The following is a 23,118-nucleotide window of genomic DNA, read 5'->3' as shown; positions in this document are numbered from 1 at the left end:
ATTTTTAATGAGGCTTTTTCATGCAGAAGAAAAAAATGTTAAACAGATCAATGTCGCAGATAGTGAAAAGTTATTGATCACTTAACTGCTCTAAGTTATTGTTATCTCTTTCATCCGTTAACTTAGAAAAAACCTTGTTCCACCCGGTAGAGAATACCCTGCTAAATAAATAGGCAGTGACGAACATGGGGACATAACTAAATAAAAGATGATCGAAATGCATAAAATAGGCGTTTCCGCTGGCAATCAGATAAAAAAGAAAGATTACAATTGAGTGCGCTATGGGCCTGTCATTAATAAACCTTTTATACCCCATTTTTTCAATCAGGTATATATTAAATGTAATAAGAATGGCTATAATGCCGACAAATATAAACAGATGGTTGAATGGAAGGTTAAACGTAAAAATATAATTCGCTGGTTTAATCAGCATGATTAAACCGATATAGACAAATCCGATCGTCATAGTAAGGGGAACAGAAGCAATTAGGGTTGCCAGGCATACTTTTAAGGTATAAACAATGAAAGGTTTCATATTGAGGGTTAATTTGTATTTTCAATATAGATATTATTCCTGAGTTTGGCGTTAACCAGCTATAGTGATCGCATCATTCAACTTTTCTGTTAAGTTAATTTTTCAGCCATTGCGAATGGATAAACTAAATTGTATTTTTGAGGCGAAAACACTACCAGACATATAAATATTTTGAACCTGGTATGTTGGCTTAACGAGATTAAAAAAATAAATAACTTATTTTCAAAACATATAAAATAATGAATTTTCCATCAGAATTAAAGTACACTAAAGACCACGAGTGGGTTAGAGTTGAAGGTAACGAAGCTTATATTGGCGTAACTGATTTTGCACAACGCGAATTGGGTGATATCGTTTATGTTGACATCAACACCGTAGGTAGCGAAGTAGCTAAAGAAGAAGTTTTCGGTACAGTAGAGGCCGTTAAAACTGTGTCTGATTTATATATGCCTGTTACCGGAACCGTATTAGAAGTTAATGCTGACCTAAACGATAACCCTGAATTGGTTAACTCTGATCCTTATGGAGAAGGCTGGATGGTAAAAGTATCTTTAGCTGATTTAACTGAAGTAGAAGGTTTACTTACAGCTGCTGCATACCAGGAATTGGTAGGCGCTTAATTTATCATATTTTGTACAAAGCACTAAAAAGACAAGTTTGGGCCATTATCTGGACCGTTGTTATTTTAGTGCTTTGTAATATGAGGATGCCCGAGTCTTCTGGTCCGGGTTTTTTCTTCGAAGGTTTTGATAAAATGGCCCACCTGGGTTTTTTCTTTGTTTTATCAGTGCTGCTCTTTTATGGAAAAATAAGGTATCAGCATACTTTCGCTTTCAGAACATTAACAATTTTTAAAATACTCCTGATCAATGCCATTATTGGGGGGGCAATCGAAATATTACAGTGGAAAGTTTTTACCTACCGATCTGCTGAATGGTGGGATTTTGCTTGCGATATGTTAGGGGCTTTAATGGCTGTTTTCAGTTATGTATTGCTCCATAAATTAAATTTCAATGAAAACGAAAGTTAGTATTATCTGCGTTATTATAGCCATCAGTTTAAGCAGCTGTAGTATTTTTAAAAAAAACTGTAATTGCCCAAAAGTATATTACAAGAGTTATCCTTCACCACAAAAATAACATTACCAAATCACCTCCCCCTTTTTGATTTGATGTGCAGCCTGTTTGCTGTATTTAAAATGTTACCAAGGTTTTAACACACCTTAACAAACCTTTAAGCTTTTACGTAGTCTGATAGCTTAGTTTTGTATGTAATACCTAAATTTTTTTGATGAAAAAGAACGTTCAGAGGGCAATCTTTATTGTTCTCCTATTTTGTGGATATATCGCTCAGGCCCAAAATACCGGCGCTATAAGTGGTAAAGTAATTAACGCAAAAGATAAAAAGCCTGTTGATTTTGCTACCATTGCCGTTAAGAGCTTGAAAGATTCGAGCGTGGTAGCCTCAGGTCAAACCAATCCTGATGGCTCTTTTAGCTTTAAAGCTATAGCACCTGGTAAATACCGGATTTACTCGGCCTTTTTAGGTTTAAAAACAGCTACCAAAGATGTCGAAGTGGCTAGGGCGGCCGTAAACGCAGGCGAAATTGCCATGAGCGATGACGGTGTTGATTTAAATACGGTAAATGTAACCGCTACTATTCCGATTGTGGTGAAAAAAGATACATTGGAATTTGATGCAAAATCAATCAAAGTACGCGAAAATGCTGTAGTAGAAGATTTATTACAGAAAGTGCCCGGAGTAGAAGTTGCGAAAGATGGAAGTATTAAAGCACAAGGCGAAACCGTTACCAAAGTAAAGGTTGATGGAAAAGAGTTTTTTGGTAACGATCCTTTATTGGCTACCAAAAACTTACCAGCCGATATGGTTGATAAAATCCAGGTAATTGACGAGCTTTCTGAACAGGCACAATTTACCGGTATTGATGATGGAACCAGAAACAAAATCCTGAACATTACCACTAAAAATGGTATGAAACATGGTTATTTTGGAAACAGTACTGTAGGTTATGGTTCTAACGACCGTTATGATGCCAGTTTAAATGTAAACAAGTTTGATGATGATCGTCAGATTAGTTTCATTGGTCAGTTTAACAACGTAAATAAACAAAACTTTGGCCAGGGTGGTGGCGTAGGAAACGGATTTGGTGGAGGTGGCGGCGGCCGTGGCGGTTTTGGCGGCGGCGGTGGAGGTAACTCTGGTGGTGGCGGAGGTGGTATTACCACAACCAATGCAGCAGGTTTAAACTTTGCCGACACTTACAAAGATGGTACACAATTTCAGGCCAGTTATTTCTTCAATAAATCGACTGCCGATATCATTCAGGACTCACATATCCAAAATCTTTTTGGGGGGATTACGACCGATGTTACGCAGAATTTAAACAATACAACCGACCGTACCAACCACCGATTCAATTTTATGGTGGATACAAAAATCGATCCGTCATTATCTATTAAAATCCAACCGAACGTAACTTATACAGAAAGCGATGGCAATAGCATAACCAAATATTACAGGAATTATGTGACGAGTATAACAGATGGAAGTCAGGAAAATACAACTACTGCTGCTACTCCTGCTGTTAGCAATAATTTATTAGTCCGTAAAAGTTTTAAACGCAGAGGCCGTACCCTTTCGCTTAATGTAAACACCAGTATTAACGACAACAGTGGTACCAATCAGAATTACCGTTTAGATCATATTACTGAAAATGGAGTAAAAAGAGATTCGTTAACCAACCAGTTAAACAATACCAGTAGCCATGCTATAAACAATACCACAAGAGTGGTATATACCGAGCCTTTAAATAAAACCTTAAGCGTAGAGTTTAATTATCAGAACGGTTATTCAAACAGCGATTCGCAGAGAGACGTATATAACTATAATCCCCTTACCCTTCAATTCGATTTAGTAGATAATACATTCTCGAATATTTATAATAACCGTACTTTAACCAATGCAGCTGGTTTTAGTTTTACTACAACCGAGAAAAAATACAACTGGAATATTGGCTTAGCTGCACAACAAACCAATAGGATAAATACCAATTTAACCACAGGGTTAAAACGTACACAGAACTTCATTAACATTACGCCGTCGGCACAGTTCAGGTATAATTTCAGTAACCGTAAACGATTATTTATTAACTATCGTGGTTCTACAACTCAGCCAAGTATCGATCAGATTCAGCCTATCCCAGATAATACAAATTCGCAAACCCGTTATGTAGGTAACCCGGACTTGAAACCTTCGTTTAATAACCAGTTGAGGATTAACTTCAATAATTTCAATATCGAAAGTGGCCGTTTCTTCTTTGCTGGATTAAACCTTACGCAAACCTTTAACAGTATCGGTAATACGGTTGTTCCAATATCTGGCGGCCTTCAGCAGGTTAGTTACATTAACGTTAATGGCGTTTATGCCGGTAATGCCAATGCTACCTGGTCTTTACCTTTAATGCCTGAGCGGAAGCTTACCTTAAATATTTCTGGTAATGGTTCGTATAGCAGAAACGTAAACTTTATTGCGCCTAACGCAAGTACTCAACTGGTTAAAAACGTGACCAATAGTTACACCATATCTAATGGCTATAAGCTGGTTACCAACGTTGATAAATTTGATTTAACAGGTGGTATTACCGGTAGCTATACCAACTCTACGTTTTCGGCACAGCAATCGGCAAATACGCAGTATTACACCATTAACCCAAGCTTTAATGTAAGCTATGTATTTCCAGCCAATATCAGGCTGGCTATGGATATCGATTATTTCAGAAATTTTGGTGGTGGCGATTTATACAACCAGGAATATACCATTCTTAACCCATACATCAGTCGTCAGTTCTTTAAAAATAGGGCTACCTTTAAATTCTCTGTAAATGATGCATTGAATCAGAATACAGGTATTTCGAGAACTACATCAGGTACTTCAATTACCGATTTAAACTATAACGTTCTAAAACGTTACTACATGTTCTCGTTCACCTATTCGTTAACCCGTATTGGTGGTCGTAACATGAGTGGCGATATGCAAATGCCGGGTCAGGGTGGGGAAGGCCGACGCATGAGAATGTAAAAAATATCAATATCAGAATTAAAAGGCCCGATTTTTCGGGCCTTTTTTTGTTTTACAGCGTTTACCTATTCGCTGAACCGTATGGGGGGCAGAAACGGGATCCGCGGTAACGAAGAAGGTGTGGCGGTGGTGGTTTTGGTGGCGGCCGTCAAAGAAATTAATCATGATACCGTAAAACCCTGCATTATTTCCTGAATGTAAAAGTCTTGTTATTTGGAATAAATCTAAAGAAAGGCTAACTTGCGCCAAGATTAGCACATGAACCCTTTAGGCTCTATCTGGCTAATAAAATATAAATAAACACAGATGAAACTGTCGCACCTAAAAGTTGGAGAAAAAGGAACAATTGTAGCTTTTACAGATTTAGATATGTCTGTAAAGTTAATGGAGATGGGCTGCTTGCCGGGCGAGGTTGTAGAGGTTGAACGTTTTGCCCCTCTTGGCGATCCAATGGCCATTCGTGTTGCTGGTTATCAGCTTTGTTTGCGTAAAAGCGAAGCTGATGTGGTAATCATTCAATAAATATTTGGGTTTGGATATTAAAGTTGCATTAGTTGGTAATCCCAATACAGGTAAATCTACATTATTTAACCGTTTAACCGGTTTAAATCAGAAAATTGGTAACTTCCCGGGTATAACAGTTGACAAGAAAACAGGTTTTACCAAACTTGCAGTCGATAAGGATGCTGAAATTATTGATTTGCCCGGAACTTATAGTCTTTACCCCAAAAGCGCTGATGAAAGCATTGTTTTTCAGGTGCTGGCCGATCAAAAAAACAATAGCCATCCCGATGTAATTGTATTGGTTACCGATGCATCCAATCTTAAGCGCAACATGCTTTTGTATTCGCAGGTGGCCGATCTGGGCATCCCGATGATTTTGGCTTTAAACATGATCGATCTTTCTGCCAAACAGGGCATTGAGATTAATCTGGATAAGCTGGCTGAAAAATTAGGCATTCAGGTAGTATCTATTTCAGCACGGAATAACATTGGCATCGATAAACTTAAAAATGCAATAGCCAATACCACTAAAATAGCCACGCAGTTTCAGGAGGTTGATTTAAATTTTCTAGCCCCTGAAGCAATTAATGCAATTAAGGCAAAACTAAATTCGGATAACGATTATTATGCCCTGCAGGTTTTGCACCAGCACGAGCATTTAACTTTCTTTACCGAAAAAGAGCAGGAAGAAATTGAAGAAATAGAACAATCGAACCATTTCGAATCGGCTAAAATACAGGCTGCTGAAACCATTGCACGCTATAAGCATTTAAGTACTATTCTTGCTAATGTGGTGGTGGATAAAGGAACAGAAAAGAAATTCTCTTTCAGCGATAAACTTGATGCGATACTTACCCATAAAATTTGGGGTTTTACTATATTCTTGTTGATCCTCTTTATAATTTTCAATGCCATATTTGCCTGGTCATCTTACCCGATGGATTGGATTGAAAGTGGTTTTGGATTTATTACCGAACTTGGGCACGAATATTTGCCGGCAGGTATGCTTACCGATTTATTATTGGATGGTGTGATAGCAGGTTTGGGGGGATTTTTGTGTTTATTCCTCAGATTGCCATTCTTTTTGCCTTCATATCCATTTTAGAAGATACCGGCTACATGGCCCGCGTTACCTTTATGATGGATAAAATTATGAGCAAGGTTGGGCTTAACGGTAAATCGGTGGTACCAATGATTGGTGGTTTGGCTTGCGCCGTTCCTTCAATTATGGCAGCAAGGAATATCGAAAACTGGAAAGACCGGATGATAACCATTTTGGTAACCCCTTTAGTAAGCTGTTCGGCAAGGCTCCCGGTGTATATCCTGATTATATCATTAATTATTCCGCAAAAGCATGTGCTGAGTATTTTTAACCTGCAGGGCTTAGCGCTAATGGTAATGTACCTGGTAGGAATTCTAGCTGCGGTACTGGTAGCCTGGGTGATGAAATTCATCATCAAAACCAAAGAAAGATCTTACTTTATTATGGAGCTGCCTGTTTACCGCATGCCGAGGTGGAAGAACGTGCTTTTTACCATGTACGAGAAATCTAAAACCTTTGTTTTCGAAGCAGGTAAAGTAATTATAGCTATTTCGGTTATTCTTTGGGTAATGGCTGCCTATGGACCGGGAGACCGTTTCGAAAATATAGAAAAGAAATATGCTACGGCACTTGCCGATACTACCAAAAACACCGATCACATTAAGGTTTTAGAAGCAACAGAGAAACTTGAAAATTCTTACGTAGGTGTGCTTGGGCACTGGATTGAGCCTGTAATTCGTCCGCTGGGTTACGATTGGAAGATTGGCATTGGTTTAATTACCTCTTTTGCTGCCCGTGAAGCTTTTGTAGGAACGATGGCAACCATTTACAGTGTTGATGGTGGCGATGAGGATACCTCGACCATTAGGGAGCGTATGGCGGCTTCTGTTAACAGCCGTACCGGCTTACCGGTTTACTCTTTTGCTGCTGGTATTTCATTAATGCTTTTTTATGCTTTTGCTATGCAGTGCATGAGTACAGTGGCTGTTGTTTACCGCGAAACAAAAGGCTGGAAATGGCCGGTTATTCAATTGGCTTATATGACGGCCATGGCTTATGTTGCAGCGCTTGTGGCTTACCAGCTGTTGAAATAAGTTAATTATACCAAGTTTATTTCTGCTGGTTAATCTGGTGCATTTCAAATTTTAAGGTCAATCTAAGCAGAGTCGATAGCATGAGGAGTTCTGCCCGCTCAACTATCTAAGTTTTATCCCGATTACATCATAAGATCAGCATCATCCAATAGCTGCCGAATCGGCGCTTTACGACCAATTAGCGCTGCTAATTAGTTGAGCGCGTAGCATGGCCTTTACTTTAAGCAACTTGGCCTGTGCATTAACCATTGTTTCTAAAACTGGTAGAAGCGGCAGCTCCCGATTTTTAATCGGGGCTATAGCGAATAACGGGACTGCTGCTCCCGAAATGCACCTAAACTTTCATTTTCGAAAAGATTAAAATCAACAAGTTCCTTTAACCATTTAAGGCATATAAGGTTGTTTGAGCTCAGGCGTACTCAATAAACTATTTTAGCTGTTGGCTTTATTCTTCCTGTTATGGGCTGTTAGCCCAACTCAATTTGCCTTTTAATGCTCTCTTCTAATGAAATTAATGTTTCAGTACGTTGGATGCCATTCACTGCCTGAATTTCTTCGTTTAAAACATGACGCAGGTGGTTGGTGTCTCTGCAGATTATTTTTGCAAACATACTATAGGCTCCTGTGGTATAGTGTAGCTCTACCACCTCCTTAATTTTACTCAGCTGTGCCACCGCATCTTTATACTGTATTCCCTTTTCGAGATAAATACCCAAAAAAGCACAAATATCATAGCCGGCTTTTTGCGGATCGATAATTAAATGAGAACCTTTAATAATGCCCATTTCCTGTAATTTCTTCATTCGCACGTGTATAGTACCACCCGAAACGATCAGATCTTTAGCTATTTCTGTATAGGGTTTAGTGGCATCCTGCATCAATTGTTTCAATATATCGATATCGAGGTTGTCAATTTCTAAATTGGAATTGTCTTTTTTAAGCATATTTTTGAATTATGATAAGCGAATTTACGAATATTTATCAATATTATAAAAATAAAATTAAATGTTTAAAATATTTGCAAGGTATTGGTTGTTCCTTTACATTTGTATCAAGCAATTAACAAAAAGGAAACGTTCTTTCAAAATTGCTAAACATAATGTAGGGTGGTGAAACAGGCAGACACACCTCCTTGTCTCGGTGGCGGAGAATAATGGGAATATACCGGTTTCGGTACTAACCACTCCTTGAAGGTTCGATTCCTTCCCCTACAGCTAGTTGCAGTTATCAATTTACGGTTGGCAGTTTAAAACTGAAAGCTACAAATTAAAACTGTTAACTTTTAAAATGTTGGGTGGTGAAATTGGCAGACACGCCTCCTTGTCTCGGTGGTGGGGAATAATGGGACAAACGCAGTTTATTGGGTTGACCACAAATTAATTTTTTGAACTGTAGCTAACTACCCCTTGAAGGTTCGACTCCTTCCCCAACAGCATTTTTTATGAATAATAAGTTAGTTAATCGAGCAATCCTGGATAGGTTGCTCTTTTTTTGTTTAAGAGCACCAGTTTAGATGACAATCTTTGCAGATTATTGTTATATTACCGGCTTAAATTATTCAAAACGACTTAAGTACTGTGATGAAGAAACGCGTTTCAATTAAAGATATAGCCAAACAATTAAATATTTCCATTACCACCGTATCATTTGTAATTAATGGAAAGGCGCGCGAAAAAAATATTAGTGAAGCACTTACCAAAAAAGTATTGGATCTGGTTGCAGAGTTAAACTATCAGCCAAATGCACTTGCAACGAGTTTAAGAACGGGTAAAACAAAAATTATCGGCTTTTTGGTTGATGATATTTCTGAGCCGTTTTTTTCGGGTATAGCCCGCCATATTGATGAAATTGCATCGAACCTTGGTTATAAAATTCTTTTTAGCAGTACCCGTAACGATACAGAGAAGGCAATAGAACTGTTGCAAATTTTTGAAGACCGCCATGTTGATGGTTACATTATGGCCCTGCCGGAAGGGTTGGAAGACGAAGTGAAGAAGCTGATCCAGACAGATGCACCTGTGGTTTTGTTTGACCGTTACGTACAGGATGTAAAAACCGATTATGTAATTATTGATAATAAGAAAAGTACATTCGAAGCCACAGAACACCTGATTAAGAACGGTTACAAGAATATTGGCTTTGTTACCATTGATACGTTGCAGCTACAAATGGTTGACCGCTTGGCTGGTTACGAAGCAGCAATTGAAAAACATAAACTACCAGCGGTTGTAAAGAAAATCAAATACACAGGATCTGAAGATTCGATTCTGGAGATGACCAGTTTTTTTAAAGCTGAAAAACAACTAGACGCTGTAATTTTTGCAGCCAACTATATCTGTTTAGATGGCCTGAGAACTTTTAGAAAATCGGGCATCCGGATTCACAAAGATCTGGCCGTGGTATCTTTTGATGATTTTGAGATTTTGGAGTTTTGTGAGCCAGCTGTTACGGCGATAGCACAGCCCCTTGAGGCCATTGCAGAGAATATTATGAAGGTTTTACTCAATAAACTTAAAAAAGCTGGGCAGAACGTCGGGAATACACAAATTTCGCTCCCTACATCATTAAATATAAGGCCATCGAGCGCAAAAAAATAAGGCAATAAAAAGGGGAACAAATTTAATTCGTTCCCCTTTTTATTATGTTTTAAACAGTTTAAACTGTCATTACGTCTTTCTCTTTAGCCTCTGCGTGTTTATCTACTTTAATAATGTACGCATCAGTTAGTTTCTGAACCTCACCTTCACCGGTTTTGATTTCATCGTCAGAAACACCATCGCCTTTAAGTTTTTTAATTTTCTCGTTGGCATCTTTACGAATGTTACGTACAGTGATGCGGCCTCTTTCGGCTTCTTCTTTTACTTTTTTAACCAGTTCTTTCCTACGCTCCTCAGTTAATGGAGGTACAACCAAACGGATTACAATACCATCATTTTGTGGGTTGATACCAATATTTGCAACCTGGATGGCTTTTTCGATTACGGTTAAAAGTGATTTTTCCCATGGTTGGATCACAATAGTTCTTGCATCAGGTGTATTGATGCTTGCCACTTGTGCTAAAGCAGTTGAAGCACCATAATAATCAACGAAAATGCCATCAAGCATTCCTGCCGATGCCTTACCAGCCCTAATTTTAGTTAATTCTGCTTCACAATGATCGATGGCTTTATCCATTGAAGATTGGGCATCCATTAATTGTAATTGTATAAGTTCGTTCATAATTGTGGGTATTTCTACGAATTAATATTTTAATATGCTTATTTAACCAGGGTACCAATTGGTTCACCGCTGGCAATTTTCATGAAGTTACCATGTTTGTTCATATCAAACACAATAATAGGCAACTGGTTTTCCTCACAAAGTGTAAAGGCGGTCATGTCCATAACATTAAGTCCTTTATCATACACTTCCCTGAAAGAAATTTGTTCAAATTTTGTTGCTGTAGCATCTTTCTCCGGATCGGCAGTATAAATACCATCTACACGGGTTCCTTTTAATACCACATCAGCTTTAATTTCTATGGCACGTAAGGCAGCAGCAGAATCGGTAGTGAAATAAGGGTTACCTGTACCGGCACCAAAAATAACTACACGTCCTTTTTCCAGGTGGCGAACAGCTCTTCTGCGGATAAAAGGCTCGCAAATCTGCTCCATTTTAATTGCTGTAAGTAAGCGTGTTTTAATGCCCACTTTTTCTAAGGCATCCTGCAAGGCCATTGAGTTGATTACAGTAGCCAACATGCCCATATAATCGGCCTGTGCTCTGTCCATCCCGCTTTTTTCGGCGCTTAAACCTCTAAAAATGTTTCCTCCACCAATTACGATTGCGATTTCTAAACCTTTATCGTGTACGGCTTTAATATCTTCGGCGTATTGCTTAACGCGTTCATTATCAATGCCATATTGTTTGTCGCCCATTAGCGATTCTCCGCTAAGCTTTAGTAGGATACGTTTGTATTTCATGACCCCAAAAATATTAACAATTTTTTAATACCTCGCTATGCTTTTTAACAATTGATGTAAATATTTAAATAGAAATTTTTTCGCCTTTAAATATCACCTCTTTTAACTCCAGGGCACTGTCAAGAACCAGCAAATCGGCTGTTTTTCCGGTTTCTATTGTTCCGGTTAAATGCTCAATGCCGATTAATTTAGCAGGATAGAGGGTAGCCATTTTCAACGCATCGTTTAAATCGATATCGCAATGGCTTACACAGTTTTTAACGGCTTCTAACATCGTTAACGATGAACCGGAAAGCGTTCCATCGGGCATTACAAATTTATTTCCTTTTTGTACATGCTGGTATGGTCCGGTAGCACATGCTGTAACGGCATCAGTAATGAGGAATAAACGCTCTTTTAACAATTTTTGCGCAAATTTAACCACCTCGAAATCTACATGTTGACCATCGGCAATGATACTGGCCATAGCCTTGTTATGGTTAAAAACTGCCGTAGGAATACCCGGTTCGCGATGGTGGATGGGGCTCATTGCATTAAATAGATGTGTGGTGGTTTGTACACCCTTATTGTAAGCGGCGGTAGCTTCATCAAAAGTGGCGTTACTGTGGCCTAAAGAAACTACCACGCCATTATCGAGCAGGTATTGAATTACATCATCATCCTGAAGCTCTGGCGCGATGGTTATCATTTTAATTACTCCATCGCCAAAATCGAGCAATTGTTTGATTTCATCCAGCGAAGCCTTACGCACAAATGCCGGAACATGTGCACCTAAACGTTTTGGACTTAAAAATGGCCCTTCTAAATGAAGTCCCATGCAGTTTTTTGCTAAGGGGCGATGAGCTTTAACAGTTTCGATACAGGCATTAAATACTTCGGGCGTATTGGTAGCCAGGCAGGCCAGGAAACCTGTTGTCCCTTTTTTTAGCAAATCGTCTTCCATAATGGTCAGCGATTCGATAGTTGGATCGGCAGAGAAAAGGCGACCTCCGGATCCATAAATCTGTAAATCTATAAAACCCGGTGCAGTAATCGACTGGTGATTGCCGTTTATTGCAGCCGGCCTGATGGCTGCAATATCTGCACCGCTGATTTCGATTTCCTGGTTGGTTAAGAGTACGTTGTTATTATAGTAGGAGGTATTGGGAATTATCTTAGGCATATCAAACGTTTGAGTAAATTTAAGCTTACACGATCAAAGTTAAATATTGTAACGATATATTTGGTTAATAAGATAAACTAATCAAATGAATGAAAATCAGTCCAATAGAAGGAGCTTTCTAAAAGCAGGACTTACTTTAAGTGCAGCAACATTGGTTGCGCCTGGTGCAGCTATTGCAGATGTCACAGAAAGAGAAGATGCATTTAAAATTGCAGTTGGACCTTACCTTCAAACCAATTTTAATAACTCGATGACCATTTTATGGTTAACCAACAAAAATGCAGCTGGCTGGGTAGAATTTGGTGAGCAGGCCGATCAGTTAAGCCAAAAAGCCTATGGAAAGGCCGAGCTGGGTTTAATGCAGGCTAACAGTAAGCTAAATGCAGTAACGCTTAATAATTTAAAACCTGGAGTTAAGTATTATTATAAAATTGTCTCCAAAGAGATTAAAGATTTTCAGCCTTACAAACTAACTTATGGCGAAACCGTAAGCAGCGATGTAGAAACATTTCTGAATACGAATCAGGCAAAGGAAGAGGTGTCGTTTGTGATGATGAACGATATTCATGATCGTCCCGAGTCTATTCCCCATTTGTTGGGACTTGTTCCGGCTGCCCAACAGGATTTTGTTTTCTTTAACGGTGATATTTTCGATTACCAAACAGACGAAAAACAGATCATCGATCACATGTTGCAACCCTGTGTAGATAATTTTGCTAAAAATACACCTTTTATATATGTTAGGGGTAACCATGAAACCCGTGGCAAATTTGCGCGTGAGTTTGCACAATATTACATGCATGTTGGCCACACGGCTTTTACTTTAGGGCCGGTTCGCTTTGTAATTATCGATACAGGAGAAGATAAAGAAGATGCTCACCCGGTTTATGCAGGTATTGTAAATTTTGATGATTACCGGATTCAACAGGCCGAGTGGCTTAAAACAGAGATTAATTCTAAGGAGTTTAAAAAAGCCCCGTTCCGGATTGTGTTGATGCATATTCCGCCGCGCTATTCGGGCGATGCGCATGGACCAAAACATTGTACTGAGTTATTTGAACCTTTATTGAACGAGGGAAAGGTTGATTTGGTGTTAAGTGGCCATACGCACAAATATATGGTACACCAGCCTGATAAAGCGTTAAATCATTATCCCTTAATTATTGGCGGCGGACCGCAAAAAGGCAATAGGACCATTACCAGAATAACAGCAAATAAAAATAAGCTGGTGGTAAGCATGCTAGATGATTCGGGCAAAGAAGTAGGCGCCTACACCGCTTCAAGGAAATAAAAAAAGCCGGTTAACTATTTAGTTAACCGGCTTTTTAAATATGTTTTATTAGTACTTATGCACCTAATTGTACGCGTTTGAAAGCAGATACAGTTAATCCTTTAACAGTGTTGTCTAAGAATTTACGAACATCTACTGAACTGTCTTTAACAAACTCCTGGTTTAATAAAGTGCTGTCTTTGTAGAATTTGTTTAATTTACCAGCAGCGATTTTTTCAACCATTTCTTCTGGTTTGCCTTCTTGACGGATAACGTCTTTAGCAATCTCGATTTCACGCTCAATAGTAGCTGGATCAACACCGTCTTTATCAACAGCAACTGGGTTCATTGCAGCAATTTGCATTGCAACATCTTTACCAGCTTCAGTAATATCTACGCCATTAGCACCTTCAAATACTACTAAAACACCCATTTTACCATTAGAGTGGATATAAGAAACGATTTTTTCGCCAGAGATATTTGCATACTCCTGAATAACGATTTTCTCACCGATTTTGCCGGTTAGTTCAGTGATGGTTTCAGCAACTGTACGTCCGTCTTCCAAAGTAATTGCTGATAATTCTTCAGCAGTAGCAGGATTGTTGGCAACTGCTGCAGCTAAAACAGCCTGAGCCAGGTTGCGGAAATCTTCAACTTTAGAAACTGGCTCAGTTTCGCAAGCTAAAGCAACTAATTTACCATTTGTACCGTCTGCTGAAAGAGCGATTGATACCAGACCTTCAGAAGTAGCATTGCCAGAACGTGCGGCAGATACTTTTTGACCTTTTTTGCGCAATAAATCAACAGCTGCTTCGAAATCGCCGTTAGCTTCAACTAAAGCTTTTTTGCAATCCATCATACCAGCGCCAGTTTGTTGACGCAATTTGTTTACATCTGCTGCAGAAATTTGTACTGTAGACATTTTATTTCCTTTTTTAAAATTTACAATCTTGTTATAACAATTACAGGTTACAAGTTACAAGCGCTAAGTTAAACTCGTGTTAAGCCAACTTAAAACCTGAAACCAGTAACCTGCAATTAAAAAATATTACTATTCTTCTGTTTTAGTTTCTTCTGATGAAGAGGCTTCAACCTCAGCTTCAGCAGCTTTTTTACGTCTTGGCTCTTTAGCTTCAGGCGCATCAGCTGCAGCTTTAGCAGCTACTGCTTCTTTTTCTGCTTCATCATCTTTTTCGCGTTTACGCTCTTCTAAACCTTCTTCAATCGCTTTGATAATTACATCAGTAATTAAAGAGATAGATTTTGTAGCATCATCATTCGCAGGGATTGGGAAATCGATGTTAGAAGGATCAGAGTTAGTATCAACCATCGCAAAAGTAGGGATGTTTAATTTTAACGCTTCAGTTACCGCGATGTGCTCTTTCTTAACATCAATTAAGAATAAAGCTGCAGGTAAACGGTTTAAATCAGCAATACCACCTAAAAGTGATTCTAATTTAATACGCTCACGTTGGATCATTAAACGCTCTTTTTTCGAAAGGATAGCATAAGTACCGTCTTTAGTCATTTTATCGATGTTAGACATCTTTTTGATTGACTTACGAACAGTAGCAAAGTTAGTTAACATACCACCTAACCAACGTTCAGTTACGAAAGGCATGTTTACTTTTTTAGCTTGTTCAGCTACGATTCCTTTAGCTTGTTTTTTTGTTGATACAAATAAAACTTTACGTCCTGATTTTACGATTTGTTTAATCGCTGCCGCAGCTTCTTCAGTTTTAGTTAAAGTTTTATTTAAATCTATAATGTGAATTCCATTACGCTCCATGAAAATGTAAGGAGCCATTTTTGGATTCCATTTACGGGTAAGGTGACCAAAGTGTACACCTGCATCCAATAAGTCTTGATAAGTTGTTCTTGCCATTGTCTTTGCCTCCTGTGATTAACGTTTACTGAATTGGAATTTCTTACGAGCTTTAGCACGTCCTGGTTTCTTACGCTCAACCATACGCATATCACGCGTCATTAGGCCTTTAGCACGTAATGCAGGTTTTTTCTCCGCATCTAGTTCAACAATCGCTTTAGCAATAGCTAAACGAACAGCTTCTGCTTGTCCTTTTACTCCACCACCTTGTACGTTTACAGTGATATCATAACGGCCAGTAAGCTCAGAAACTTCTAAACTTTGGTTTACGATATATTGCAAAGGTAAGGTAGGGAAATATTCTTTGTGGTCTTTACCGTTAACGGTAATTGTGCCAGCACCATCTTTTAAGTAGATACGTGCAACAGCTGTTTTTCTTCTTCCTGAAGTGTTAGTAACTGACATTTCTTAAAGTTTAATGGTTTTTGGAGATTGAGCTGCATGAGGGTGATTTGCACCAGCATACACAAAAAGATTGGTGTATAATTTTTTACCCAATTTAGTTTTCGGTAACATACCACGTACCGCTTTCTCGATTACACGTTGAGGGTGTTTCGCCATTAACTCTTTTGGAGAGATAAAACGTTGACCACCTGGATAACCAGTATAAGAAACATATTGCTTTTCGCTGAATTTGTTTCCTGTCAATTTAACCTTGTCTGCATTGATAACAATTACGTTATCTCCGCAATCTACGTGTGGGGTGTACTCAGGCTTGTTTTTACCACGGATGATCATAGCGATCTTCGATGACAAGCGCCCCAAAATCTCGCCTTCCGCATCAACAACAATCCACTGTTTGTTTACAGTTTTAGCATTGGCCGAGACAGTTTTGTAACTTAACGTATTCACTTGCTTGTATTTAATTTATTAAACAATTTATTATTCCCATTAAAATTGGGACTGCAAAGATAGATAGAATACTTTTATTATCAAATAGTTGATTGAAAAAAGTTTAATGATTTAGAATCAGCTACTCACCTCCCTCTAATTTAGAGATTCAGGAATGACGACTTTGCGGCTTTAGATAACAAGGTTAGTTTCTGCGAAAAACTCGTGCCTGGTATTTTTAGTTGCTTTTGAACTCACCTATTATTCAGGGAGTGTTAGAAAACAAATTTGATATGTGCTATGAATAGAATTCTAATGATTGTTAAATAAAAACAATATTTTAGTGCCTTAATTTTAATATGAACGCTCAATAATGAAATCACAATTTTTTAGCCTGTTTTTCGCAATTATTTTATTTACTGCATGTAACAAAGATTCTGTTCCTGAAAAGGACGCTGATAATGCGAAGAAATGCCGGATAATTTCTGCGGATATGGTTTTTAATCCCGATAAAAAAATAAATGCTGCCTATTATGCAGGGTCAGCAGTTGTAAATTATGACGAAAAATATAATGTTAAGGGTATTGTAAGCACACAGGATAGTGCTTTCAGAAGTTTTTCCGTTATAACTACGCCTGGCCAACTAACGCTAAGAACAAAATATAATGGTGACTGGATTTATAAGCTTGATGGGCAGGGGCGGGCTATTTATGTAGAATTTTATAATGGAAGCATTAGAGCTAATTTAAGTTATAATGCTGAAGGATATATTTCAAGTCTGACCAAAATTGATACTTACTCAAACAGTCAAACTGTATATATTTTCAACTATAACAATGAGAATTTGGTAAAGATAGCTAGTGTTAGTTCTTTGGGAGGACATACTGAAACTTTGGAATATACTTATAATAATGATATTGCCGTTGATTTAACAAGTAATGCAAATCCACTTTATTATCTTGATATTGTTGAAGTTATACCGGGTTTCTTTGGTAAAACAAGTAAAAATCAGTTAAGTGGGGTAAAACAAACCAGTTTACAAACAAATTATGGTAGTGGATATTCGGTTTCATATTCATTTCTATATACAAAAGATTCGGATGGAAAAATCATTTCTATGAAACTAATTAATACACATTCAGAAATTAATCCTGGGGTACCCAACTACGTTAGGGTAGTTTGGGATGCTGTTTATAATTTTAAATATAAATGTGATTAACATTAAAGATCATCGGGCATGTAACCAATCCGTCTCCTCGGTTTACTTTTCTTTTCAATAAGCTGATCGAGATAGCCAAAAATCAATTCAACATTTTTATCGTGGTTGCTTAGGTTCTTTTTTATTTCTTCTATTTCCAGCTTGAGGCTAGTATTTTCTGAAAGCAAATTGGGGATACGGGTAAAGATCCTTACAATTTGTATTACTACTCAATACATTCGAAAGCATTAATATACCATGTTCAGTAAAAGCATATGGAAGTTTTCGTCTACCGCCCCAACTTGAAGTTGCAATTTGCGACTTCAAGTTTAGCCACTCTTCATCTGTGAGCTGGAACATGAAATCTTCAGGGAATCTATCCGGGTTTCTACTTACCTGCTCGTTTAGCCGTTTAGTTCCCACATTATACAACTCCGCCAGGTCACTATCGAGCATTACTTTGTAGACTCTCAGTTCGTGAATTTTATTAACCAGAATATTGTCAGGGATGATAGGAAGCATTTGTTTAGCTGTCATATCATTTTGGATTTTACCTGAAGATACAAATCAAATCATTCTTTTCAAAAAAATATAAGGTTGAATCACTTTAAGGCTCCTGAAGTAGCGCTCCAATTAGTTTGCTTTACTGTAGCTTTTATATTCTTTTACCCAGTTCCACAATGCAAAGCCGGCAATAATGGTGAAAACGAAATATTCGACTCCCATAAATTTGATTCCTTTGAGAAAATAAAGGTAAGTAGCCACGATATCGATTATGAGCCAGATAATCCAGCACTCAACCCTTTTCTCTATCATTAAAAAAGTGGTAATTACACTCATTACAAAAATAAATGAATCGACAAATGGATAGGCACTCGGCAGGTTAAACAACAATGGGAGCCAATTGTGGAGTTGACTGGCCAGCGTGCCTATTAATATTGTGCCAACAATGCCTGCAACAAGTAAAATTAAAAACTGTCTCAGCGGCATAAAGCTAATTTTGAGTTCTTTATTTTTATCTTCTTCTTCAGGTTTTGGGTTTTTCCATCGCCACCAGCCCATGATATTGGTAATAAAAAAGAAAATCATCAGAAACATATCGGGGTAGAGCTGGGTTTGATAATATAAAAATGCTGAAAGGAAAACATTTACAATACCCGCAGGCCAGCTCCAGATACTGGCTTTAGCAGAGAGGATTACAGCGATAATTCCGGTTATTACCGCAAAGAACTCTAGGTAACTCATTTTGTAATCCAGAACGGTAAAAAATATGCTTTGGGCATTAAAAAAAACCATGCGCTGATCTATTTATGGAATATAAAACCCTAAAGTATATAATGAAAAGGTTAGTGTTTAGGAATACGGAAAATAAATAACAGTTATCATCATTTCGACTAAAGCATCGCGGAATGGAGAAATCCTTTAGAAAAGTATCTAAAAAGATTTCTCCACTACGGTCGAAATGACAGATTGAAATTTATTTAAACATACCTTTCAATTTTGCAAGTTTTTCCTGCAGATCACCGTCGGCATCTTTTGGCTCATTGCGTGGCTTGAAGTTTTGTTTATTATTGTTCGGCTTGTAATCTTGCTTTGTTTTTTGATCCCTTGGCTTCTGACTACGGACTTCTGACTTCGGACTAGCTTCAGTTTTCATCGATAGCGAAATCCTTTTACGGGCTACATCAACTTCCATAACAGTAACTTCTACTTTTTGATGCACTTTTACCACATCGTTCGGGTTGGCTACGAAGCGGTTTGCCAATTGGCTGGTATGCACCAATCCATCCTGGTGAACGCCGATATCAACAAAAGCACCAAAATTGGTAATATTCGTTACAATACCTGGCAATTTCATACCTGTTCTTAAATCGGCAATTTCGTTAACGCCATCGGTGAAGCTAAATGCCTCAAACTGCTCACGTGGATCGCGGCCAGGTTTTGCCAATTCTTTTAAGATATCGTTAAGGGTCGGCAGACCAATTTCGTCAGTTACATATTGTTGTGGCTTAATCTGTTTTTGTAGTTGCGTATCTTTCATCAATGCAGAAACAGTTGTGCCCAGGTCTTTAGCCATTTTATCTACTACCGCGTAGCGTTCAGGGTGTACACCACTGGTATCCAATACATTTTCGGCATTACGGATGCGCAGGAAGCCCGCAGCCTGCTCGTAGGCCTTATCGCCTAAACGCGGAACTTTTTTCAGGCTTTCGCGGTTTTTAAACGCGCCATGGGTGTTCCTATAATCTACAATATTTTGGGCCAAAGCTGGTCCTAAACCTGACACGTATGCTAAGATTTGTTTCGAAGCGGTATTTAGTTCTACCCCAACGGCATTTACCGCGCTGATTACGGTATCATCCAAACTTGCCTGTAATTTATTCTGATCCACATCGTGCTGGTACTGGCCAACACCGATAGATTTTGGATCGATTTTTACCAGCTCTGCCAGTGGGTCCATTAGCCTGCGGCCGATAGATACAGCACCACGAACGGTAATATCATGGGTTGGGAATTCTTCGCGGGCAACTTCTGAGGCCGAATAAATTGAAGCACCACTTTCATTTACCATAACAATGGTGATATGCGGTAAATTTAAACCTCTAACAAAAGTCTCTGTCTCCCGCCCAGCTGTTCCATTACCAATTGCAATGGCTTCAATATCATGTTTTTCGCAAAGCTGCTGAATACTGAATTCGGCATTTTTAACATTTCCTTGTCCTGTGTGTGGGTAAATGGCAGTATTTTCTAATAATTGACCTTGCTTATCTAAACAAACCACTTTACAACCGGTACGGAAGCCCGGATCGATAGCCAAGACATTTTTTTGGCCCATCGGTGCTGCAAGTAACAACTGACGTGCATTTTCGGCAAAAACGCGGATAGCTTCCTCATCAGCTTTTTGTTTGGTGAAAACACGCAGCTCGGTTTCCATTGCTGGTTCAAGTAAGCGTTTGTAACCATCTTCTAAAGCTTGCTGTACTTGTTTTGAAGCTGCATTGTTGCCTAAAACAAACTGATTTTCCAATAATGCAATGGCATCTTCTGCAGGTGGGAGGGCATCTAGGCGCAAAATAAGTTCTTTTTCGCCACGACGCATCGCAAGTACGCGGTGCGAGGCTGCGGTTTTAACTGGCTCATTCCACTCAAAGTAATCTTTATATTTAATGCCTTCTTCTTCTTTTCCTTTAATTACTTCTGATTTAAAATCGGCCTTTTCCTGAAAATAGGTGCGCATTTTGGTACGGGCTTCGGCATTTTCCGAAATCATTTCAGCAATAATATCCCTTGCTCCGGCTAAAGCCTCTTCCAAAGAATTTACACCTTTTTCGGTATCTATAAATTTATCTGCTTCAGCACCCAGGTCGAAACTACTTTGATCAAAAATCTGTAAAGCCAATGGCTCGAGTCCTTTTTCTTTAGCCACCGACGCACGCGTTTTACGTTTAGGTTTGTATGGCAAATAAATATCTTCTAAAAGCGAAATGGTTTCTGCTTCGTTAATCTGTTTTTCGAGCTCAGGGGTAAGTTTTCCTAAATCGGTCATTGATTTTAGGATGGCTTCGCGACGCTTATCGAGATCGCGTAACTGCAAAACGCGGTCGCGGATTGCGGCAACTTCAACTTCATCCAAACTGCCTGTTAATTCTTTACGGTAACGTGAAATAAAAGGTACAGTGGCGCCTTCATCTAACAAATTTATAGTAGCAGTTACCTGCTTTTCTGCAACCTTTAATTCGGCTGCAATTATTTTATGGTGGGTTAACATATCTAAAATTAAAAGATCAAAGCTAATTAGGATTTTTAGAAATTAAGGCTTTTTAAAATCAAGTTTTCCACCGAAATGTGTGAGTAAATTCTTTAGAAAACTGAGTTTAGCGATGCATTGGGTATTTATTTCTTTTTTAGGGCTTTCTCCAGATCACGTTCTGCTTTAAATTTGGTAATTCTTGTAATCAGCTCTAAAGGCATGGATTGATCTATCGGGAACTGAACAGCTCCCTTGCTCCATTTATAATCGCCAAATTCATTTTTAAAGGCGTTGATGCCAGAGCCAGTAGGGTAAAAGCCAATGTGTTTGGTATAACCGGCAAAGTACACTAAAATCCCTTTTTGCTTAAAGGCTGGCATACCATAACTGATTACTTCTTTAGCTTCAGGTGCTGCAAGTTGAATGGTTTCTCGCACTTGTTGTAGCAGTTTCTGGGTTGCTGCGGGGAAATTGGCGATATACTGATCGATGTTTTCTGGTTTCGGCTGTTCCATAACTTTATCTTGTTATGAAATTACAAAGAATCTCTGGTAAAATTATTGACTGATTACGATATCATATTTGTGTAACAAGCCAGCTAAGCCAGATTGTGAGAATTTAGCTTTTTTGATCCTGTTGTTGTCCGGATCTATAGAATAATTATAAGCAGTTCTAAAATCTGCTTTTTCCAACATGGTTTTATCGAATGTAGCACTCAATAAATCGCAGTTTTCGAAAGTAGCGCCTGCAAGATCACTTTCTGAAAAGTCGACTTCGTGCAGTTGTGAATTTTTAAAAGCTGTTTTTTTTAATTTGAGTTTATAGAAGGAGCAATGATCTAGTTTTGCATTGTTAAAGCCAAACGCCAGCCCAAAATCGTTACAGTTTTCGAACCTCAATCCCAACATTTTGCAATCGCTGAAATTTACATCGTTGAATGTTGTTTTGGTAATATTGACTAAGCTCAGGTTACAGTGGGTAAACTGACAATCCAGAAATTTAACACCACTTAAATCTGAATTGGAAAAATCGCAGTTGATGAATTTACAGTTTTCATATTCTGCTTTTGGCAATGCGCGTAAGGTAAAATCGGCTTTTTCGAATGTTTGGTCGGCAATGTATTCAGGCATGATGATGTTTTGATATTGAACGAAGTTATTGATAAAATTTATTTATTGCGTCATACAATGGCTCATTGTTGTGGCCTTGGTTTAAGCTGTTGTAAAGTTCATTATTGATCGATTTTTCGAGGACACTACCTTCCTGGATTCTTAATAGATAGGGAAAACCTACCTGATTTTGGATACGATATAAAATTGTAGATGCAAAGCTTTCCGTGTATTCTGATTTTGGAGTCCTTCCGTCAAGAAAAATCAATTTTACATCTTTTGGCAAGGTTGGTATAATCTGTTTTTCGATAAATTCCTGTACATCTTTTCTGTTATTGTAACAAAAGAATTTATGTCCATCAATTTTTAGAAGGTAATCAATATATAATTTATCAGTTTTCTTTTTTTCGAAATAGTAATTGATTTTATGAATCACAATAAAGGGCAGGAAAAACAAAAGGAAAAGCATAACAATTGGAATGATAATTACAATTGTTAGAAAATCATTAATTTTTTCACGCATTTGACTACTATATTATTCAAAATTATCATTAAATGCAATTTTAAATATGGTTTTCAATACCTGAAAGGCTTAGAAATAGCAAAAAAAAATCCCCCAAATTGCTTTAGAGGATTCTATATATTTAATGTGATTCTTCGCTATGCTCAGAATGACA

At 38.2% G+C, this 23,118-nt stretch carries 24 protein-coding genes and 1 tRNA gene; 10 read left to right on the top strand and 15 right to left on the bottom strand.

Annotated features, from left to right (window positions below; all coding sequences use genetic code 11):
- Positions 1-70 precede the first annotated feature (70 nt).
- Positions 71-535 carry a hypothetical protein gene (locus G7074_RS07635; protein ID WP_166207728.1) on the bottom strand — a complete coding sequence of 155 codons (465 nt, stop codon included), beginning with the start codon at positions 533-535 and terminating at the stop codon, positions 71-73.
- A gap of 239 nt (positions 536-774) precedes the next feature.
- On the opposite strand from G7074_RS07635, the gene gcvH reads away from it, so the two are divergent.
- From gcvH to G7074_RS27860, 6 genes are all read left to right on the top strand, one after another.
- Positions 775-1,155, top strand: coding sequence for a glycine cleavage system protein GcvH (gene gcvH / locus G7074_RS07630; protein WP_124561096.1), 381 nt, complete (start codon positions 775-777; stop codon positions 1,153-1,155).
- Positions 1,156-1,166: 11 nt separating this feature from the next.
- Positions 1,167-1,565: a VanZ family protein gene (locus G7074_RS07625; RefSeq protein ID WP_124561095.1), complete on the top strand. Its 399-nt coding sequence runs from the start codon at positions 1,167-1,169 to the stop codon at positions 1,563-1,565.
- Positions 1,566-1,825: 260 nt separating this feature from the next.
- Positions 1,826-4,633: an outer membrane beta-barrel protein gene (locus G7074_RS07620; RefSeq protein ID WP_124561094.1), complete on the top strand. Its 2,808-nt coding sequence runs from the start codon at positions 1,826-1,828 to the stop codon at positions 4,631-4,633.
- A gap of 306 nt (positions 4,634-4,939) precedes the next feature.
- The gene (locus tag G7074_RS07615) at positions 4,940-5,155 is read left to right on the top strand and encodes a FeoA family protein (protein ID WP_039481214.1); all 216 of its coding nucleotides are present in this window, start codon (positions 4,940-4,942) and stop codon (positions 5,153-5,155) included.
- 10 nt (positions 5,156-5,165) lie between these two features.
- Positions 5,166-6,242, top strand: a complete 1,077-nt coding sequence (locus tag G7074_RS27865) for a FeoB small GTPase domain-containing protein (protein ID WP_370526607.1) — start codon at positions 5,166-5,168, stop codon at positions 6,240-6,242.
- Complete coding sequence (locus tag G7074_RS27860; RefSeq protein ID WP_370526606.1) at positions 6,194-7,273, top strand: ferrous iron transporter B; 1,080 nt, start codon at positions 6,194-6,196, stop codon at positions 7,271-7,273. The genes G7074_RS27865 and G7074_RS27860 overlap by 49 nt, the downstream gene beginning before the upstream one ends.
- 467 nt (positions 7,274-7,740) lie before the next feature.
- Here G7074_RS27860 and G7074_RS07605 read toward each other — a convergent pair whose 3' ends face one another.
- Positions 7,741-8,217 (bottom strand): Lrp/AsnC ligand binding domain-containing protein, encoded by a 477-nt coding sequence (locus G7074_RS07605; RefSeq protein ID WP_025145395.1) that lies wholly within the window; start codon positions 8,215-8,217, stop codon positions 7,741-7,743.
- Positions 8,218-8,561: 344 nt separating this feature from the next.
- On the opposite strand from G7074_RS07605, the gene G7074_RS07600 reads away from it, so the two are divergent.
- Together G7074_RS07600 and G7074_RS07595 are read left to right on the top strand one after the other, a co-directional pair.
- Positions 8,562-8,706: transfer RNA gene (locus G7074_RS07600), tRNA-Asp, on the top strand.
- A 147-nt stretch (positions 8,707-8,853) separates the two neighbouring features.
- On the top strand, positions 8,854-9,870 hold the full coding sequence (locus G7074_RS07595; RefSeq protein ID WP_124561092.1) for a LacI family DNA-binding transcriptional regulator: 1,017 nt from the start codon (positions 8,854-8,856) through the stop codon (positions 9,868-9,870).
- A 58-nt stretch (positions 9,871-9,928) separates the two neighbouring features.
- Here G7074_RS07595 and frr read toward each other — a convergent pair whose 3' ends face one another.
- The 3 genes from frr to nagA form a co-directional block, all read right to left on the bottom strand.
- Positions 9,929-10,492: a ribosome recycling factor gene (frr, locus tag G7074_RS07590; RefSeq protein WP_124561091.1), complete on the bottom strand. Its 564-nt coding sequence runs from the start codon at positions 10,490-10,492 to the stop codon at positions 9,929-9,931.
- Positions 10,493-10,530: 38 nt separating this feature from the next.
- Positions 10,531-11,235, bottom strand: a complete 705-nt coding sequence (gene pyrH / locus G7074_RS07585; RefSeq protein WP_124561090.1) for a UMP kinase — start codon at positions 11,233-11,235, stop codon at positions 10,531-10,533.
- Positions 11,236-11,299: 64 nt separating this feature from the next.
- Positions 11,300-12,397 carry an N-acetylglucosamine-6-phosphate deacetylase gene (gene nagA / locus G7074_RS07580; RefSeq protein ID WP_166207726.1) on the bottom strand — a complete coding sequence of 366 codons (1,098 nt, stop codon included), beginning with the start codon at positions 12,395-12,397 and terminating at the stop codon, positions 11,300-11,302.
- Positions 12,398-12,482: 85 nt separating this feature from the next.
- Between nagA and G7074_RS07575 the strand changes: the two genes are divergently transcribed.
- Positions 12,483-13,688: a metallophosphoesterase gene (locus G7074_RS07575; RefSeq protein WP_124561088.1), complete on the top strand. Its 1,206-nt coding sequence runs from the start codon at positions 12,483-12,485 to the stop codon at positions 13,686-13,688.
- 55 nt (positions 13,689-13,743) lie between these two features.
- Here G7074_RS07575 and tsf read toward each other — a convergent pair whose 3' ends face one another.
- From tsf to rplM, 4 genes are all read right to left on the bottom strand, one after another.
- Positions 13,744-14,589 (bottom strand): translation elongation factor Ts, encoded by an 846-nt coding sequence (gene tsf / locus G7074_RS07570; protein WP_124562709.1) that lies wholly within the window; start codon positions 14,587-14,589, stop codon positions 13,744-13,746.
- Positions 14,590-14,718: 129 nt separating this feature from the next.
- Complete coding sequence (rpsB, locus tag G7074_RS07565) at positions 14,719-15,552, bottom strand: 30S ribosomal protein S2 (protein WP_039481189.1); 834 nt, start codon at positions 15,550-15,552, stop codon at positions 14,719-14,721.
- A gap of 18 nt (positions 15,553-15,570) precedes the next feature.
- Positions 15,571-15,957 (bottom strand): 30S ribosomal protein S9, encoded by a 387-nt coding sequence (rpsI, locus tag G7074_RS07560; RefSeq protein ID WP_124562708.1) that lies wholly within the window; start codon positions 15,955-15,957, stop codon positions 15,571-15,573.
- 3 nt (positions 15,958-15,960) lie between these two features.
- Positions 15,961-16,404: a 50S ribosomal protein L13 gene (gene rplM / locus G7074_RS07555; protein WP_039481184.1), complete on the bottom strand. Its 444-nt coding sequence runs from the start codon at positions 16,402-16,404 to the stop codon at positions 15,961-15,963.
- A gap of 352 nt (positions 16,405-16,756) precedes the next feature.
- Between rplM and G7074_RS07550 the strand changes: the two genes are divergently transcribed.
- The gene (locus tag G7074_RS07550) at positions 16,757-17,602 is read left to right on the top strand and encodes a hypothetical protein (RefSeq protein ID WP_166207723.1); all 846 of its coding nucleotides are present in this window, start codon (positions 16,757-16,759) and stop codon (positions 17,600-17,602) included.
- Positions 17,603-17,749: 147 nt separating this feature from the next.
- On the opposite strand, the gene G7074_RS07545 is transcribed toward G7074_RS07550, so the two are convergent.
- The 6 genes from G7074_RS07545 to G7074_RS07520 all read right to left on the bottom strand — a co-directional run bounded on the left by G7074_RS07545 (position 17,750) and on the right by G7074_RS07520 (position 22,964).
- A complete protein-coding gene (locus G7074_RS07545) occupies positions 17,750-18,103 on the bottom strand; it encodes an ORF6N domain-containing protein (protein ID WP_124562706.1) in 354 nt (117 codons plus the stop codon).
- A gap of 111 nt (positions 18,104-18,214) precedes the next feature.
- Positions 18,215-18,826 carry a nicotinamide riboside transporter PnuC gene (gene pnuC / locus G7074_RS07540; protein WP_240916498.1) on the bottom strand — a complete coding sequence of 204 codons (612 nt, stop codon included), beginning with the start codon at positions 18,824-18,826 and terminating at the stop codon, positions 18,215-18,217.
- Between the two features lie 232 nt (positions 18,827-19,058).
- Positions 19,059-21,350, bottom strand: a complete 2,292-nt coding sequence (locus G7074_RS07535; protein ID WP_124562704.1) for a Tex family protein — start codon at positions 21,348-21,350, stop codon at positions 19,059-19,061.
- 125 nt (positions 21,351-21,475) lie between these two features.
- Positions 21,476-21,847: an iron chaperone gene (locus G7074_RS07530; RefSeq protein WP_124562703.1), complete on the bottom strand. Its 372-nt coding sequence runs from the start codon at positions 21,845-21,847 to the stop codon at positions 21,476-21,478.
- A 42-nt stretch (positions 21,848-21,889) separates the two neighbouring features.
- Positions 21,890-22,462: a pentapeptide repeat-containing protein gene (locus tag G7074_RS07525; RefSeq protein ID WP_233603995.1), complete on the bottom strand. Its 573-nt coding sequence runs from the start codon at positions 22,460-22,462 to the stop codon at positions 21,890-21,892.
- 25 nt (positions 22,463-22,487) lie between these two features.
- Positions 22,488-22,964 carry a hypothetical protein gene (locus G7074_RS07520; RefSeq protein WP_166207717.1) on the bottom strand — a complete coding sequence of 159 codons (477 nt, stop codon included), beginning with the start codon at positions 22,962-22,964 and terminating at the stop codon, positions 22,488-22,490.
- Positions 22,965-23,118: the final 154 nt, after the last annotated feature.

This window comes from Pedobacter sp. HDW13 (assembly GCF_011303555.1).
Classification (GTDB): Bacteria; Bacteroidota; Bacteroidia; order Sphingobacteriales; family Sphingobacteriaceae; genus Pedobacter.
Note: the sequence above shows the minus strand (reverse complement) of the source record. Positions and strands in the feature narration are given on the sequence as shown.